The organism is Chloroflexota bacterium, assembly GCA_013152435.1.
In the GTDB taxonomy this organism is placed as follows: Bacteria; Chloroflexota; Anaerolineae; order DUEN01; family DUEN01; genus DUEN01.
This window is the reverse complement of record JAADGJ010000025.1, coordinates 15,723-32,141: the sequence shown is the minus strand read 5'-3', so window position 1 is coordinate 32,141 and position 16,419 is coordinate 15,723. Positions and strand designations below refer to the sequence as shown.

Below are 16,419 nucleotides of genomic sequence, written 5' to 3'. Positions count from 1 at the left end.
AAGCCCGGAGGGGCTCCGCCTCTCCGGAAAAAGCCCTTCTTTTGCCCTCGACCTGCCTGGCCTCGGCCTGGGTCCTTCGGGAAGGGCCGAGAGAGGCAGGTACAGGCCGGAAAAGTGGGATTTCCGTGGAGGGGAGGCCCCCTCCACACCTCCCCCTGTGGAGCTGGTCGTTGAGGGAGCCCCCTCAGACATCTTGCCGGTAAATCTTCAGACACGCACTTAGGAGAGAAGAACACATGACCACGCGTACCCATCTTCCCCTCGATGGCCCCTGGCGCTTTCACCTCGACCCAACGGGCGACCTGCCCGCAGGCCAGATCCAACGGTGGCGCACGGCCTACGTGCCCATGCCCTGGCAGGCCCAGTTCCCCGACCTGCGGGAGGCCACCGGCGTGGGCTGGTACCGCAAGTCGTTCCACGTGCCGGCCGACTGGCTGGGCCGCGCCGCCGTGCTCCACTTCGGCGCGGTGGACTACTACGCCCAGGTCTGGGTGAACGATCAGTACGTCGGCGATCACGAGGGCGGCTACCTCCCCTTCGAGTTCGAGATCGGCGCCCATCTCCGGGTCGGGCAGCGCAACGAGATCACCGTCCGGGTCGTGGACCCCGGCCCGGACGACGAGCAATATCCCGATTTTCCCATGGCGGAGATCCCCCACGGCAAGCAGTCGTGGTACGGCCCCATCGGAGGCATCTGGCAGTCCGTCTGGCTCGAGCGGCGGTATCCCATCTACCTGCATCCCATCCGCATCACCCCCGATCCAGGTCAGGCTCAGGTCACCGTGGACGTTCGGCTGAGCGCCCCGGCCGAATCGCAGATGGCCGTGGAGGTCGAGATCACGGGGCCCGCTGGCGAAACGGTGGCCCGGGCTACGCATGAGTTCCCGGCCGGCGACACCTCCGCCTCGCTGACACTGAAAGTGCCCGACTTCGCCTGGTGGTCGCCTGAGTCGCCCGCTCTCTACCGGGCCGAAGCCCGCCTGATCCATCGGGGGGAGATCGTCGATACCACGGGCGACACATTCGGCTTCCGCACCGTCGAGACCAGGGACGGGCGGATCCTCCTCAACGGACAGCCCATCTACCTGCGCGGCGCGCTGGACCAGGACTACTACCCGGGCACCATCGCCACGCCGCCCTCCGAGGGTTTCCTGGAGGATCAGTTCCGCAAAGCCAAGGAGCTGGGGCTGAACTGCCTCCGCATCCATATCAAGGTAGGCGATCCCCGCTACTATCGGGCGGCCGATCGCGTCGGCCTCCTCGTCTGGAGCGAGATCCCCAACTGGGAGCTGCTCACGGAGAGAGCCAAGGCGAGGGCGAAGGCCACGCTGGAGGGGATGATCGAGCGGGACTGGAACCGACCGTCCATCATCGCCTGGTCCATCGCCAACGAGGGATGGGGCCTCGACCTGCCCGGCGACGCGACGCACCGGGCCTGGCTCAAGGAGATGTACGCGTACGCCAAGCAGCTCGATCCTCACCGGCTGATCGTGGACAACTCCCCGTGTCCGCCCAACTTCCACGTGAAGAGCGATCTGGATGATTACCACGTGTATTGGGCGATCCCCGATCACTACCGGGAGTTTGACGAGTGGGTGGAGACCTTCGCCGCCCGCCCGGCCTCCACGTACAGCCCCTTCGGGGACGCGGAGCGCACCGGCCAGGAGCCGTTGGTGGTGTCCGAGTTCGGCAATTGGGGCCTGCCCGACGCCGATCTGCTCTCGCAGGACGGCGAGCCGTGGTGGTTCGAGACGGGGCAGGAGCGGAACGAGGGCGTCGTCTACCCCCACGGCGTCCAGGATCGCTTCCGGCGGTGGAGCCTGGACCGGGTCTTCGGCGATTATGGCGCGCTGGTGGAGGCCACCCAGTGGCACCAGTATCAGGCGCTGAAGTTCGAGATCGAGGCCATGCGTCGTCGGGGGAGCATCCAGGGGTACGTCATCACCGAGTTCACGGACGTACACTGGGAGTGCAACGGCCTGCTGGATATGGATCGGCGTCCCAAGGCGTTTCACCCGGTGCTGCGGCGGATCAACGCCGATGATGTGATCATCCCCGAGGTGGATCGGTGGGCGTACCGGCCGGGGGAGACGGTGGCGGTCCGGCTGTGGGTCTCCCGCTATGGGGCGACCACCCCGGGCCCGGGCGTGGTGCGCTGGTGGGTGGATGAGTCCATGGCGAAGGGCCAGGTATCCGTCCCAGACGTCGAGCGCGGCCAGGTCGTGCCACTGGATCCCATCACCCTCCCGGCGCCCACCATCGAGGGGGACGTGGGACAACAGGCCCGGCTGCGGCTGCGCTGGGAGGACGCCGCGGGCCGGGTCGTGGCGGAGAACGACCTGACGTTCAGCGTCCTTCCGGAGGGAACGTGGGCGCCCATCTCCGGCGTGACGCTCTGGACGCCCGACGCCCGGCTGGCGAGGGCGTTGCGGGACCTGGGCTGGCCGCTGGCCGGGAAACTGGGGCCCGACGCGATCGCGGTGGCCCGTCAGCTCGGGGAGAAGCTACGGGGCTGGGTGCGGGACGGCGGCCGGCTGTTGCTCCTGGCGGACGGGCCGGAGGCCTTGGCGGCGCCGCTGCCCCGCGTGTGGATCACGCCGCGACGAGGGACGGTCTGGGAGGGGGATTGGGCCAGCGCCTTCGCCTGGCTGCGCCGGACGGGGCCGTATGCCGCGCTGCCGGGAGGCCCGCTGCTGGATCTCAGCTTCAGCCGCGTGATCCCGGAGCACGTCATCACGGGGTTATCACCGTGGGACTTCCAGGGGGATGTGGATGCCGGGCTGTTCGTGGGGTGGATCCACAAGCCAGTCGGGCTCATCGCCCGGCGGCGATACGGACGGGGAGCCGTGCTGGTCTCCACCTTCCACCTGACTGCCGAGAATATCGGCAGCGATCCCCTTGCCGGGGCATTGCTGCGGGCGCTTGTGGCGCGGCTGGGCGGCGCCTAGCAAGAGGACGGATGACGATCGCTTGCCTGCCGTTCCCCACGGGTTCAGGGACTGGCACGCCTCAAAGGGTGAAGCTGGCAAAACAGGTTGTTCTGAGGCAGGTTTCTGGTATAATCGATCATGGCCTATGGCCGATACCGGGTTTCACGACCCCGATACGTCCGGGAGCTTCGAGGACTTCTTTATCACACGGCACAAGGAGAGGCCCATGAGAACCGTCAAAGTATCCGAGCTGAGCCTGGAAGCGTTCTCGCCGTTCGGCTTCTACGCCAACCTGATCGATCCAGACCAGGAGAAGATTGGGGCCCCGCCGATCGAGTTCTTCCGGGACATGGTCCAGCAAGACCTGGGGGGCGCCCCGACCGTGTCCTTCTCCACCTGTCGGGTAGAGCCACGGGACCTGGTGATCGACGTCTCGGAGTATCACACGGCGACGGGAGAGGGGATCCTGCCGCTGGACAACGACGTTCTGATCCACGTTGGGCCGGCGACCCCGCCTGACGCGGGCGTCCCGCTGGATAAGATCCGGGTCTTCCGCGTGCCGCGCGGGACGATGGTCGTGCTGCGGCCGGGGGTCTGGCATCACGCGCCGTTCACCCTCAACGACGATCCGGCCAACGTGCTGATCGTCCTGCCGGAGCGCACCTACGCCAACGACTGCGAGGTCTTTGAGCTCACAGGGGATGAGCGGATCCAAATCGAGCTGTAGCGGTGGCTCCCGGCCGGCGGGGTTTCCACCAACGCACGAATCGATGCTTATGGGGCCGGGCGATCCGGCCCCAACCGCCTGAACCCCTTTCCATGGGCAGCAGCACAACCCGCCCGCGGGCGCGCCCTCCCCGAGGACGATGAACCCTTTCGCCGCCGCACTCGTTCTGAGCTCGACCTTCCTGCACGCAGGTTGGAACCTGCTCGCGCGTCGACAGCGGGCTGAGGCGTTGTTCTTCCATCGATTGCTGCTCGCCGTCGTCGCGATCGGCCTGATCCCCGCCGCCATCAGCGAGTGGCACGCCCGCTCGCTCCCCCCGGCCGCATGGCTCTACGCGCTGGGCTCCGGCGTCTTCTGCGGCCTCTACTTCCTGTTTCTGGCCAAGGGATACGCGGCTTCCGACTTCACGGTCGTCTACCCGGTCGCCCGGGCGCTGCCGGTGCTCCTGGTTGGCCTGGGCGACGTGCTGCGCGGCCGCTACCCGACCGCCATGGGGTGGTCGGGGATGACCCTGGTCGCCCTGGGCTGCCTGCTCGCCCCCCAACGCTCATTCCGAGATCTGTCCCCGCGGCGATATCTGAACCGGGCCAGCGTGTGGATCCTGCTGACGGCGCTCAGCACGGTGGGATACACGCTGCTGGACAAGATGGCGTCGGAGGTCGTGAGGCAGGGGCCGGGCACGGCCGCCCGCTACGGATACGTCTTCTATCTCTTCACGTACATCTTCTACGTCCTCTTCCTGCACCTCGCCCGGGGGCCAAGCGCCCCACCAGACGCCCAACCGGACATCGGATGGCGTCTCCCGCTGATCGGGGGCCTCTTCAACTTCAGCGCCTACTGGCTGGTGCTCTGGGCCTATCAGCTCAGCGAGCGCGCCAGCTACATCGTCGCCTTCCGCCAGTTCAGCATCGTCATCGGCGTCATCCTGGCGTTCATCCTCTATCAGGAGGAGGGACGACGAGTCCGCATCACGGCAACGCTGCTGATCACGGCCGGGCTGGTGGTCATCGGGGTGTGGGGGCGCTGACAGGGACACAAGGAGATCGGAGGGCGGCGGCGTATGAAGAGGAAACTTGCCCTGCCCTCAAGCCGCTGGTATAATGCCGCCGCTTTGCATCTTATAGATGCCATAAGAGGTGAGCCCGCCGATGACGGGCTCTTTTGCTATCGGAGGTCAACGTGGAGGCAATCGAACATCAGATCGTCGCGTTCCTCACCCAGGTGCTGCAGGCCATCGGCTGGCCCGGCGTGGTGATCATCATGGCGCTGGAGAGCGCCAACATCCCCATCCCCAGCGAGGTCACGATGCCGCTGGCCGGATGGATGCTGGTTCAGGCCCGCGGCGGCACGGCATGGCAGGCATTCTGGCAGGGCGGATTCTACGGCGCGTTGGGATGCACCATCGGCTCGGTGCTCTCCTACCTGTTGGGCGCATGGGGCGGACGCCCGCTATTGGAGCGATACGGGAAGTACATCCTCGTCCATGAACGGGATCTGGAGCAGGCGGACCGATGGTTTGCCCGGTGGGGGGACTGGGCGGCATTCCTCTCCCGCCTGTTGCCCATCGTCCGCACTTTTATCTCATTCCCCGCCGGCATCGTGAAGATGCGATTCACCACCTTCACCCTTTACACGTTCATCGGCTCCTGGATCTGGTGCGGAGCCCTGGCCTGGGGTGGGTACCTCTTCGGCTCCCAATGGGAGGAGCTGCGGGCCATCATGCGGCCGTTCGACATCCCCATCGCCATCGCCATCCTGGCCGGCCTGGTGTGGTACGTCCGACGACATCTGCGGCGGGAGCCCACCCCGCAGCCCGCGCTGGCGGCCGACACGGGCGAAGAATAAAACGGGAGCGGAGCCCCCTCATCCGGCATTGCCCATTATGGGGACCCGGCGCCCGCTCCCGGGACGGCCAGCGCGATGGTCGCGAGCCCGGCGACGCGAAGCGACCGCTCGTCGAAGCGCACCACTCGCACGTTCAGCGTCAATCCCACATCCGGCCGGAGGCGCCCCTCCCACAGGATGGAGTCCGCCAGCTTGCGGTAAGGGTACTCGTCCATGCCGCTCAACTCGGCGCCACGATCCGTGGGCCCCACGTATTTCCAGGTCGTGCCCGGGATCGGCTGGTTCACGGGGACCCGATAGCTCACCGGCACACCATAGGTGACGGCCGCGTTCGGGTCAATCCCATCGGGCGAGGGCTGGACGTCGCTCACCTCCACGCGCACCGTTCCCCCCAACTGCACGTTGCCGCCCTTAAACCAGAGGACCCGCAGGCGCAACTGCAGGTTGACGCCCGGCAGCGGCTCCCCATCCCAATCCAGCGAGTCCCCGATCTGGCGGGTGGCCTTCAGATCGCCGATGATGAAACGGCCACGGTTCCCCTCCGCCCCGAGGAAGACGATATCCGTCGGTAAGAGCGTCTCCCCGGGCGTCAGACGGACCTCTGTGGGGCCGCTGTACACCAGTGTCCCGGATGTCCCGCCGCCACCTCCCAGGGATGGCAGGCCGGGGATACAGGACGCGAGCAACGTCCCAATGATCAGGACGATCGCGATGCCACCCAGGCTCCTCAGAAACATGACATACCTCCCGTCTTGCACGTCTCACCGGTAAGACGTCGTAGGGAGCCCTCCAGGTTCCCCATCACCGCCTTCGGCCGCGTCGCCCCGCTAGATGGCGATCGAAGAAGTCCAGTACGCGCTGGCGATAGGCGGCCGGGTACAGCTTATCCGCCTCCCGATGCCCGGCCCCGGGCACGATCCATCGCTCCTTCGGCTCCTGTGCCGCGTGCCACAGCCGCAGGAAATCCCGCATCGGCACGAAGGGATCCCGCTCCCCCTGGATGAACAGGATCGGCCGCGGGGACACATGCCCCACCCAGCGCACGGGAGAGGCGTTCTCCAGCTGGCACCCCAGGCGCCACCCGGCCATCTTCAGGATCAGCCGGGCGAACCACTCGATCGCCCTCCCCTGGAGGCCCCGCGCCGCGGCCCACCCGTAGAGCGCCCCCTGCAGATCCGCGTAGCTGCCATCGCTGACGATGGCAGCGATAGCCTCCGCGTCCGCAGCGGAGCGAATGGCGACGGCCGCCCCCATGGAGAATCCCCACACCCCAACCTGATGAATCCCCCGCTGCTGGAGGAAGTCCAGCGCCCCCAAGAGGTCCAGATACTCGTAGTACCCCCAGGAGACGTAATCCCCCTGACTGCGGCCGTGTCCCCGGAAGTCGAAGAGCAACACGTCATAGCCGCGATGCACGAGCGCAGGGGCATAGATGAGATCCGGATCCAGGCTCCCCCCCTGGCCGGGCAGGAGCACCACCGTCCCCTTCCGGCGACGCGCGGGGATCCAGTATCCCCCCAGAAGCAGGCCATCCCGACTGGGGAAGCGAACCTCCTCGGCCTCCAGGCCATACGCGCTGGGGTCCACAGGCGGATCCGGGTTCCTGCGGCAAACGAGCCTTCCGCTGGCAAACCAGGCTCCCGCCAGGAGCCCGCCCAACGTAACCGCAGCGCCGATACCTACCCGGTCCCAGACATCCCCCTCAGGCCATCTCGCCATCTACGACCTCCTTGTCCTAAAGAAAGACATTTCATCTCATGGCTATCCTGATCCCTCCAACAGGGAGCGCAGAATCCAGACAGCCGCATCCTTGTCCAACGGCTGATTGTTGCTACCACATTTGGGGCTCTGGATGCACGAAGGGCACCCATCCTCGCAGGGACAATCACGAATCGCCTCCAGCGTCGCCTGCCATAGGTCCGACAGACGACGGAACCCCTCCTCCGCGATGCCGACACCCCCCGGGGAGGCATCATAGATGAAGATCTGCGCGCGATCGGTGTCCGGGTGGCGCGGCGTGCTCACCCCGCCGATGTCCCATCGATCGCACATGGCGAACAGGGGCAGGATGCCGATGGCGGCGTGCTCCACCGCGTGCAATCCCCCAGCGAAATCCCCGCCTCGCCTCCGCACCATGTAGGCGATCTCCTCCGGCACATCCCACCACAGCGCCACCGTATCGAACGCCTGAGGCGGCATCTCCAACGGCTCCTCGCCCAACACCGCCTCGGAGAAGTGCTGCAACCGCCGATACCCGATCACCTGAGAGGTCACCCGCACCTGTCCCAGAAACGCCGTAGTCGCCCCCATGGGACGATGGGCCAGGGAGCGCACGATCCGCACGTCATTCCACTCTCGCGGTTGGGTGTAATAATCGACCGTCACGGGCTCGACGATGGCCTGACGCATCGCCCCATCGTAATGGATCACCCGATACGATTCGCCCTGATGCAGGTAGATGGCGCCGGGATGCACCCGCTGCGGCGCCGTGCTGGCCTCGATCTCCTCCAGCAGGCGATAATCATCGGCCGCGTTCAGGATGGCGAATCGCCCATCCCCCATGGATCGCAGGCTTACCCCCTCCGCGGGGTATCGGTACCCACCATACACCCATCGCTCATCTCGATAGATCAGGACCCCCTGTTCCTCCAGGCGGATCATCGCATCCACGAAGCCCGGGCCGAAGAGTTCCTCGTCCCGATTGGTCAGCGGGACCTCATATGCCGCACACGGCAGATGCTGCTGCAACACATATACGTTGTCGGGATCGATCAGGGCCCGCTCATGGGGACGGCCGAGCAGGTCGTCGGGATGCCGCATGAAGTACTGGTCCAGCGGGTTATCATGCCCGATCAACATCCCCAGGGATGGCTCATCGCCCCGGCCCGCCCGCCCGATCTGCTGCCAGAAGGAGGCGATGGTGCCCGGATAGCCCACCAGGATCGCGGCATCCAGCCCCCCGATATCGATCCCCAGCTCCAGCGCCGTGGTGGCCACCACCCCCAGCATCTCCCCGGAGAACAGCTCCCGCTCAAGACGCCTCCGCTCCTCCGGAAGATAGCCGGCTCGATAGACCTTCACGCGGGATACCAGATCGGGGGCCGTCTGCTCCAGCGCGCGGCGAACGTAGCGCAAGATCAGCTCGGCGACGACGCGGGCCCGGGCGAACACGATGGTGCGCACCCCAAACCGCAGCAACGCTTCCAGCAAATAGGCCGCCTCCGTATTGGGCGATCGACGTGCGGTGCGGGCCCGATCCAGAAAGGGCGGATTCCACAGGGCGATGAGGCGTGGGCCGTGGGGCGAGCCGTCATCCTCGATCACTTGGGCCTCCACGCCCGTGAGCCGGGCGATGTGCTCGGCCGGGTTGGCGATGGTGGCCGAGGATGCGATGAACTGAGGGGACGCCCCATAGTGCTCGCAGATCCGCCGAAGCCGACGCAGAACGCAGGCGACCTGAGACCCAAACACGCCGCGATAGTGATGGGCCTCGTCGAGCACGACATAGCGCAGGTTGCGAAAGAAGGGGGCCCACAGCGCGTGATTGGGCAGGATTCCCAGATGCAGCATGTCCGGGTTGGTCAGGAGGATATGCGCCTGCTTGCGCAGCCGCGTGCGCGCCGCCCGCGGAGTGTCCCCGTCGTAGGTGCCGCTTCGCACCCAGGAGAGCGTGCCCCCCGTCAGCTCTCGCAGGACGCGCAGCTGATCCTGCGCCAACGCCTTGGTGGGATACACGTACAGGGCCCGCACGCGGCGGTCCCCGGCGATCGCGTCCAACACGGGGACGTTAAAACAGATCGTCTTGCCGGATGCGGTCGAGGTGGCGATGATCACATGGCGTCCCTGCCGGATCGCGTTGATCGCCTGGGACTGATGCACGTAAAAGCGCGTGATCCCGAGGGCACTCAGCCGCTCCTGCACATCCGGGTGCAAAGGAGCGGACAGTTGCCCATACCGGGCCTTTCGAGCGGGAATCCGCCGCAGATGCACCAACTGCCCGCGGTACTCTCGCGCTCGGGTGATCTCCCTGAGAAACTGTTGCAGATCCATCGCCCCCATTCTACCACACGTACGCGGGTTCAGCCCTCCCCCCGCTCCGCCCGGTCCTGTCCACCTGGATCGGGCCAGAAGGGGCGGAGGCGAAACAGAAAAGACGGTATCGCGTCGGGGGCATCGAAGCGCTCACCTCCCCCGTCGGTAAGATTGACGAAACACCTTTTCTTGTGTAGGATGACCACACAACAGCACAAGATGGTGCAATTCGTTTTACCAGGCAAATCGCCATGGCCGTCAAGCCGTTGCCGGGCCTCAGAGCGTGCCTGAAATTCACCGGTAAGGTGTCTGAGGGTCTTCCTCAGCTACCAGCTCCACAGGGGGAGGTGAAGCAGCCTCGATATACTCCTTTTCATGCCCTTCTTGGTGTCTTCGTGGTGTGTTTTTCAGACACATTCTCAGAGATGCTGAAGAACTCGGTTTCCGGTAAGGCATTGGCGTCAGGTGAAGCCGCTACGCCGTTCCGTTGACGCGCATGGAGCGCGGCGCCGTGCCCTCATTTCGGGCGTTCACATACCGCTTTCAAGACGGACATGCTGGGAGGGAGCTGTGGTGATCTACGCACATCGAGTGGAAACCACCCTTACGGACGATCTATACGAACTTTTGATCAGCTTGGCGAGCCAAAGCGGCCGCGAGGTGGACGACCTCGTTCGAGACGCCATCGTGCAGGCATATGGCACAGACGTGGCACGCGTGCGCCGCCTGGCCGCCCTGCGACAGCTCCTCTCGCTGGACCTGGACCACGTGCCAGATCCCTTGCAAGCGCCCGAGACAAATTCCACCCAGGCGGAGAAAGCCGAGACTACATTCCCCACCGGGATCGCCTTTGTGGATGCGGACGTGTGCATCCACGCGACGATCCCACACAGCCCCGCTCGGGACGCGTGTGCGTGGATCATGACCGAGATCGCCCACAAGCGCCTGAGCGCGGCCATCGACGTCGAGGTCCTGCGCGAGCTCGCCGACGGCCTCCGCCACGCCGGCGAGACGGACAAGGGCTATCACATGACCACCGCACTGCAGCAGATCCTTCCCATCATCTACCCGGTAGATGACCAAGACCTCCAGCTGGCCGCCGAGCTGTGCCGGATGAGCGAGACGATGGGGATACGTTTCAGCGGCTGCGTGCATCTGGCGGTCATGCAGCACAACGGGTTGAACACGATCCTCTCCCTAAATCCCTCCTATGACGAACTGCCCGACATCGTTCGCGTGGACCCGCTCGCCCTTCACCAACGATATGTCACGGGCCGGCAGGAGAGCGGCTGAACACCGGCAGGTACAGGCGAAGCGTGACGGGCGGCGGAGGCCTCCGCACCTGAGCCAGCCGGGCGATGGTCCCCACCGCCGCGCGGACGAAATCCGTGAAATACGCCTGATCGATCGCGTCCACCGTGTCCTGGGGAGTGTGATAGTACGGGTTGAAGTCACGCTCCCGGGGATAGTAGTCCTCAATGGCCAGGATCGAGGCGGAGTAACCCTCGTTCCAAAAGGAGCTGTGGTCGCTGGCAGAGGCCGCCCCCGCCCGGACGATCTCCGGCTCCAGGTCCAGGTGATAGGCGGCGATGGTCTGGCTGAAGGTCTCGGCCAGCGCGATGGCCGACGGCCGAAAGCCGGCATGCAGATCCAACGCAGGCTCGTCATCCCCCTCCCAGCCGATCATGTCCAGCTGAATGACGCCCAGGATGCGCTCGCCGCGAGCGCGAGCATCGGCCGCGTAGGCCGCGCTGCCCCGCAACCCCTGCTCCTCGCCGGAGAAATTCACCAGGCGAATGGTGTAGGCCGGCGCAACGTCGCTGAGTACCTCGGCGGCCACCAACGTCGCCGCCGTCCCGCTTCCGTCATCGTCCGCCCCCGGCGCCAGATCGGGCGGTTTCGGCATGTCATCAAAGTGGCTGGAGAGGATATAGATCCCCCCCGGATCCACCGTCCCCGTCAACGTCGCCTCCACGTTGATCAACGGCTTGCCCCCATAGGTATACGTGTGATACCGGACCGCCCATCCCTGCGCTCGATACTGGGCAGCCAGGTACGCGGCCGCTTTGAACATGCCCTCCGTGCCGGTGTACCGGGTCGTGATCGTGTACACGCGGCCATCGATGAGGACGGGCTCCACCCCCGTCAGCCGACGCAGGTGGGCCATGAGCCGATCCGCCGTCACCCGCTGCACGATCCGCTCGACCGTCGGATCGGCCGATTGCGCCGCCGTCACATCCCAGGTGACGAGCAGCAACCCCAGCGTCAGAACCAGCGCCAGGCTCACCACCCACAGCGTAAAGGCCGCCCGTCTACGCATAAGCCTCATCTCCCGATGTGATAGGACCCACCCTCCGCACCTCTTTTGCCGCCATCCCCCGCCGGGGCTATAATCCCCCTGTGCCTCGCGGCACGACGGAGGAGGCGGATTTCGTGCGCATTCACGGTCGATACCTGAATATCCTGGTCTTCACCGCCGGCGCGGCAACCCTCAGCGTCGAGCTAACAGCCTCCCGCCTGCTGGAGCCGTGGTTTGGGAACTCCCTCATCGTGTGGGCCAGCCTGATCGGGCTGATCCTGCTCTACCTCGCCATCGGGTACACGCTGGGGGGACACCTGGCCGATCGCTATCCGGCGCCCTCGGTGCTCTGTCGCCTCGTCGGCTGGGCTGGCTTCCTGATCGGGGTGATCCCGCTGGCCGCGCGCCCGGTGCTCGCCGCAGCCGCCCGGGGCTTCAGCGGCGTCGGCTTCAACGTGGCGCTCCTGGGCGGCTCCCTGGCGGGGATCCTGGTCCTCTTCGCCGCCCCCGTCATCCTCCTGGGGTGTGTCCCTCCCTTCGCCGTGCGGCTGACGACGTCCAGCGTACACGCCAGCGGCCGGGCGGCCGGGCGGATCTACGCCCTTTCCACAGCCGGCAGCATCATCGGCGCCTTCCTGCCCGCGCTGGTGCTCATCCCCCAGATGGGCACCCGACTGACCTTCAGCGCAATCGGGGCGACACTGCTGGCCCTCGCCCTGTACGGCCTGTGGGCCCACACCCGACGCGCCCAGGCGCTGCTCCTCCACACCGGCCTGCTGGCCCTCGTGCTCATCGCGGCCTGGTGGATGTGGACCATGCCCATCAAGCCCACGCCCGGCCTGGTCTTTGAAGCGGAGACCCCCTACAATTACATCCAGGTCGTGCGCCAGGGACCGGAGACCTGGCTGCTCCTGAACGAGGGGGAGGGACTGCATTCCGTATACGATCCGAACGCCTTCCTGAGCGAGGGGATATGGGACTATTTCCTGGTCGTCCCCTTCTTCAACCCGCCCCCCTACACCGCCGAGCAGGTGGACAGCCTGTGCCTGATCGGCCTGGCCGGCGGCACCATCGCCCGACTGTACACCCAGGCGTTCGGCCCCATCCCCATCGACGGCGTTGAGCTGGACCCGGCGATCATCGAGGTTGGGCGGCGATATTTTGCCATGACGGAGCCGAATTTGCACGCCATCGCCCAGGACGGCCGCGTGTTCCTGCGAACGACCTCGCATCGGTATGATGTGATCGTCGTGGACGCCTACCGGCCGCCCTATATCCCGTTCCATCTGACCACGGTGGAGTTCTTCCAGCTCGCGCGGGAGCGCCTCACCGAGGAGGGCGTGCTCGCCGTCAACGTGGGGCGCACGCACGACGATTACCGGCTGGTGGATGCGGTGGCCGCGACGGTCGGCCAGGTCTTCCCCTCCGTCTATATCATCGATGAGCCGGACCCCGGCTACGGGCTGGGGAACAGCCTGGTCGTGGGGACGGTGCGCCCCACCCAACTGGCGAACCTGCGGACCAACGCGGCCGGGCTGACCCACCCCATGCTGGTGGAGATGATGCGACGAGCGCTGCCGAGGGCTCGCGTCGCGCAGCCGCCGCCGGACACGCCGATTTTCACGGACGACCGAGCCCCGGTCGAACAGATCGTGCACAGCATCATCCTGCGCTACCTGCTCACCCCAGGTGGCCACACCCAGTGAAGGAGGCTCCCGACCTCATGCCCCGACGCATCTGGATCGCCCTGTCGCTCAACGCGTTGCTCTTCGCCGCGCTGGTCCTGCTGGCCCTCGCATGGGATGGGCTATGGGCCATGCGAACGATCGCTGACCTCCCATGGCCCGTGCGCCTGCTCCTCATCGCGCTGCCGCTCCTGGCGCTGGTCCCACCCCTCGCCCATGGAGCGAGCAGCGCGATCCAATGGGGCACAACCCGGCTCACGCAGGCACCCCGCCCGGTGAAGGGCGCCCTCCTGGCCGCAAGCGGCGTTCTCCTCTGGCTGCTGCGGGAACGCACGCTGTGGGGGGACGCCCTGTATACCCTGGCGCTGCTGGAAGGGCGATGGCGCACCACCTGGCGCGGCGAATATTTCTGGAAGGAGCCTCTGGATCGCCTGTTGGCGGTCGCCACCTATCAGATCAGCCACGCCATCATCGGTTGGGACGCCTGGCGAGCCATCGCCTTGCTGAGCTGCCTGGCCGGCATCGCCTACATCTGGATCGCCTGGCGGCTCTCCGGCGACCTGGCGAGCGACGCCACCCGCCGCGGGCTCGCCTTCGGGATGCTGCTATCGCCGGGGGCGATCCAGCTCCTGTTCGGCCACGTGGAGAACTACACGCTGGTGACCGTGGCCGCGCTCGGGTACGTATGGCTGGCCCTTCGAGCGATCCGAGGCCGGACACATCCAGCGCTGGCCTCCGGGATATTGGGGCTGGCCATCGCGTTCCACCCGCAGGCGGTCTTCCTGATCCCCTCCCTGGCGGTCCTGGCCTGGGAGGGAACGGACTGGCAGGCGAGCCTGCGACGCGCCCTCTGGCTCGCCGTCGGGCTGGCGATCCCCCTGCTGGCCCTGCTGGCCCTCGCCCGGGCCGTCGGCGCGCCACCGCTGCAGATCGGCGTGAACCGGTACGCGGACGACCAACAGCTCTGGCTGTCCGTCGGCCAGATGCTCTCCCCCGGCCATCTCGCCGATGTCGCGAACAACCTCTACCTGGTCGCCCCGGCGACGTCGGCCCTCATCCTGCTCCTGGTGGCGGGGTGGCGGCCGCACAAGCGGGAGGATCTCCTCCTGGCGACGGCGACCCTTGGGGTGCTCGCCTACTCGCTGGCCTTCGCCAACAAGCTGCCCCGGCCCGATGACTGGGATCTGTTCGCCATCGCTGCGGTGCCGGTGACCGTATGGGTGGCCCAAATGATCGCCACAGCCCCCCTCTCCATCGCTCGCCGAGCCGGCCCGGCGCTGCTCGCGGCCTCGCTGTGCTTCACCGTGCCGTGGGTCTGGATGAACCACGCGCACGAGCGGGTGGACCTCAATCCCGCCAAGCGAGATCTGCTGACCATCTACCAGGTTGCCGATCTCATCGCCCGGTTCCCCCAGGCACAGGTCCAGCAGCCGCCGCAACCTCTATGCGAAGCCAAGCCCGGGGAGGACCCGAGCCTGTGTCAATACGTGTCGGTCACCCAGTTCACCATGCCACAGAACGGGGACACCCGGCCGGTGCTGGTGATCCACCCGCCCGCCCAGGTGAGCTACCAGGTGCAACTCCCCAACCGCCCCACCTTTCTGTGGGTCAGCCTGGCCATGGACCCGATCACATGGGGATGGGGAGGCGACGGGGCGACCTTCGTCCTGACCATCGATGACGGGACAGGCCCAGCGGTCATCCTGCAGCAACATGTGAGCAACGAGCCGCCGGATCAGCGATGGCACGACGTAGCCGTGGACCTCTCGCGCTGGCGAGGACGGTCGGTGACGCTGACCTTTGGCACCCAGCCGGGGCCTGCCAACAACTACGTCGGGGATCGGGCGGGCTGGGGGATGATGTGGATCATGCGGGGCGAGCCCAGGCTCGCGACGCCGGACTAGAGGCCGGCCAGGAAGCAGACGATCCCTTCCGCCAGTCCGTAAGCCACCCGGTCCCGCTCCCCCACCAGCATCTGGCGATCCCCGCCCAGGAAGCCCATCTCGATGATGGCCGCGGGCGTCTCCGGGCTGATGACCCGGAAGGCGTGGTATTTGGTCATATCGTGCGTGATGCTACCATCGTGACGCGGCAACCCGGTCGTCACGCTATACGCCTGATACAGGCACTCCACCAGGCGATCCTCGACCTCGGGGATCGGGCTGGACTCTGACCGGGCGATCTTGAACCCGCTGGCGTCGATGCAGGAATCGGCGTGGATGGAAAGGAAGGCATCCGCCCGATAACCATCCAGCCGCTTATCGAACTCCGTCAGCACGTCCACCTGCACGTCGATCTGCCGCAGATATTCGGCCACCCGCACAGCGACGGCGTAATTGACATCCACCTCTCGCAAGCCATCCGGGCACACGGCACCCGAGTCGTATCCGCTATGTCCGGCGACCAGGCCCACCCGACGCCCCTCCAGTCCGGGGATGGGCTGAAGGGCCAGCTCCGGTCCAGCCGCCTGCGATACGGGCTCCTGCCGGGTGCTCCGCGCCCAGGCCAGCAGCAGGCTGCCCCCCAAAGCCAACAGGAGGGTGATCAAGGCGATCCGCTCCAACCGCTGCAGTGCCGCTTTGCGCACGAGAGTTCTCCTACCAGGATTACTTGCATCATACTCGCGAATGCCCGCTTCGTCAATATCACCAATTAATCATATTACACTTTTTGGATGAGAGCGCGCCCCGCATCCCCGAAACAGGTGTGGAGGGACCGCCCTCCAAGCCACTCAGAGAATGCAAGAGCTTGCCTCCAAGCGGCCCCGCTTAAGCCAACGGAGCCCTCAACGCCTTGCCCCCATGCAGCCCCTCTGATATACTGCAAACGGCCATGCCCCAACACACGGAAGCGTGGCCCCGCACCTCTGGGGTGGCTCGGAGGGGCTACCGCCCCTCTGAA

The 16,419-nt window shown here is 66.3% G+C and carries 12 protein-coding genes; 7 read left to right on the top strand and 5 right to left on the bottom strand.

Going from position 1 to position 16,419, the window contains the following annotated elements:
* The first annotated feature begins 236 nt into the window (after window positions 1-236).
* From GXP39_03460 to GXP39_03445, 4 genes are all read left to right on the top strand, one after another.
* Entirely contained in the window at window positions 237-2,948 is a 2,712-nt protein-coding gene (locus GXP39_03460; protein NOZ27097.1) for a glycoside hydrolase family 2, read from the top strand.
* 208 nt (window positions 2,949-3,156) lie between these two features.
* Window positions 3,157-3,657, top strand: a complete 501-nt coding sequence (locus GXP39_03455) for an ureidoglycolate hydrolase (protein NOZ27096.1) — start codon at window positions 3,157-3,159, stop codon at window positions 3,655-3,657.
* A 139-nt stretch (window positions 3,658-3,796) separates the two neighbouring features.
* On the top strand, window positions 3,797-4,684 hold the full coding sequence (locus GXP39_03450; GenBank protein ID NOZ27095.1) for an EamA family transporter: 888 nt from the start codon (window positions 3,797-3,799) through the stop codon (window positions 4,682-4,684).
* 233 nt (window positions 4,685-4,917) lie between these two features.
* On the top strand, window positions 4,918-5,502 hold the full coding sequence (locus tag GXP39_03445) for a DedA family protein (GenBank protein NOZ27094.1): 585 nt from the start codon (window positions 4,918-4,920) through the stop codon (window positions 5,500-5,502).
* A 35-nt stretch (window positions 5,503-5,537) separates the two neighbouring features.
* Here the strand turns inward: GXP39_03445 and GXP39_03440 are convergent, their stop codons facing one another.
* The 3 genes from GXP39_03440 to GXP39_03430 all read right to left on the bottom strand — a co-directional run bounded on the left by GXP39_03440 (window position 5,538) and on the right by GXP39_03430 (window position 9,552).
* The gene (locus GXP39_03440) at window positions 5,538-6,239 is read right to left on the bottom strand and encodes a hypothetical protein (GenBank protein NOZ27093.1); all 702 of its coding nucleotides are present in this window, start codon (window positions 6,237-6,239) and stop codon (window positions 5,538-5,540) included.
* Between the two features lie 64 nt (window positions 6,240-6,303).
* Window positions 6,304-7,221, bottom strand: coding sequence for an alpha/beta fold hydrolase (locus GXP39_03435; GenBank protein NOZ27092.1), 918 nt, complete (start codon window positions 7,219-7,221; stop codon window positions 6,304-6,306).
* Between the two features lie 42 nt (window positions 7,222-7,263).
* A complete protein-coding gene (locus GXP39_03430) occupies window positions 7,264-9,552 on the bottom strand; it encodes a DEAD/DEAH box helicase (GenBank protein ID NOZ27091.1) in 2,289 nt (762 codons plus the stop codon).
* Between the two features lie 555 nt (window positions 9,553-10,107).
* On the opposite strand from GXP39_03430, the gene GXP39_03425 reads away from it, so the two are divergent.
* Entirely contained in the window at window positions 10,108-10,827 is a 720-nt protein-coding gene (locus GXP39_03425; protein ID NOZ27090.1) for a type II toxin-antitoxin system VapC family toxin, read from the top strand.
* Here GXP39_03425 and GXP39_03420 read toward each other — a convergent pair.
* Window positions 10,802-11,854: a M20/M25/M40 family metallo-hydrolase gene (locus tag GXP39_03420; GenBank protein NOZ27089.1), complete on the bottom strand. Its 1,053-nt coding sequence runs from the start codon at window positions 11,852-11,854 to the stop codon at window positions 10,802-10,804. The two genes, GXP39_03425 and GXP39_03420, sit on opposite strands and share 26 nt — an antisense overlap.
* A 113-nt stretch (window positions 11,855-11,967) precedes the next feature.
* On the opposite strand from GXP39_03420, the gene GXP39_03415 reads away from it, so the two are divergent.
* Both GXP39_03415 and GXP39_03410 read left to right on the top strand, forming a co-directional pair.
* Window positions 11,968-13,539 (top strand): spermine synthase, encoded by a 1,572-nt coding sequence (locus tag GXP39_03415; protein NOZ27088.1) that lies wholly within the window; start codon window positions 11,968-11,970, stop codon window positions 13,537-13,539.
* Window positions 13,540-13,556: 17 nt separating this feature from the next.
* Complete coding sequence (locus GXP39_03410) at window positions 13,557-15,422, top strand: hypothetical protein (protein NOZ27087.1); 1,866 nt, start codon at window positions 13,557-13,559, stop codon at window positions 15,420-15,422.
* On the opposite strand, the gene GXP39_03405 is transcribed toward GXP39_03410, so the two are convergent.
* A complete protein-coding gene (locus tag GXP39_03405) occupies window positions 15,419-16,105 on the bottom strand; it encodes an N-acetylmuramoyl-L-alanine amidase (GenBank protein ID NOZ27086.1) in 687 nt (228 codons plus the stop codon). The genes GXP39_03410 and GXP39_03405 overlap by 4 nt on opposite strands.
* Window positions 16,106-16,419 lie beyond the last annotated feature (314 nt).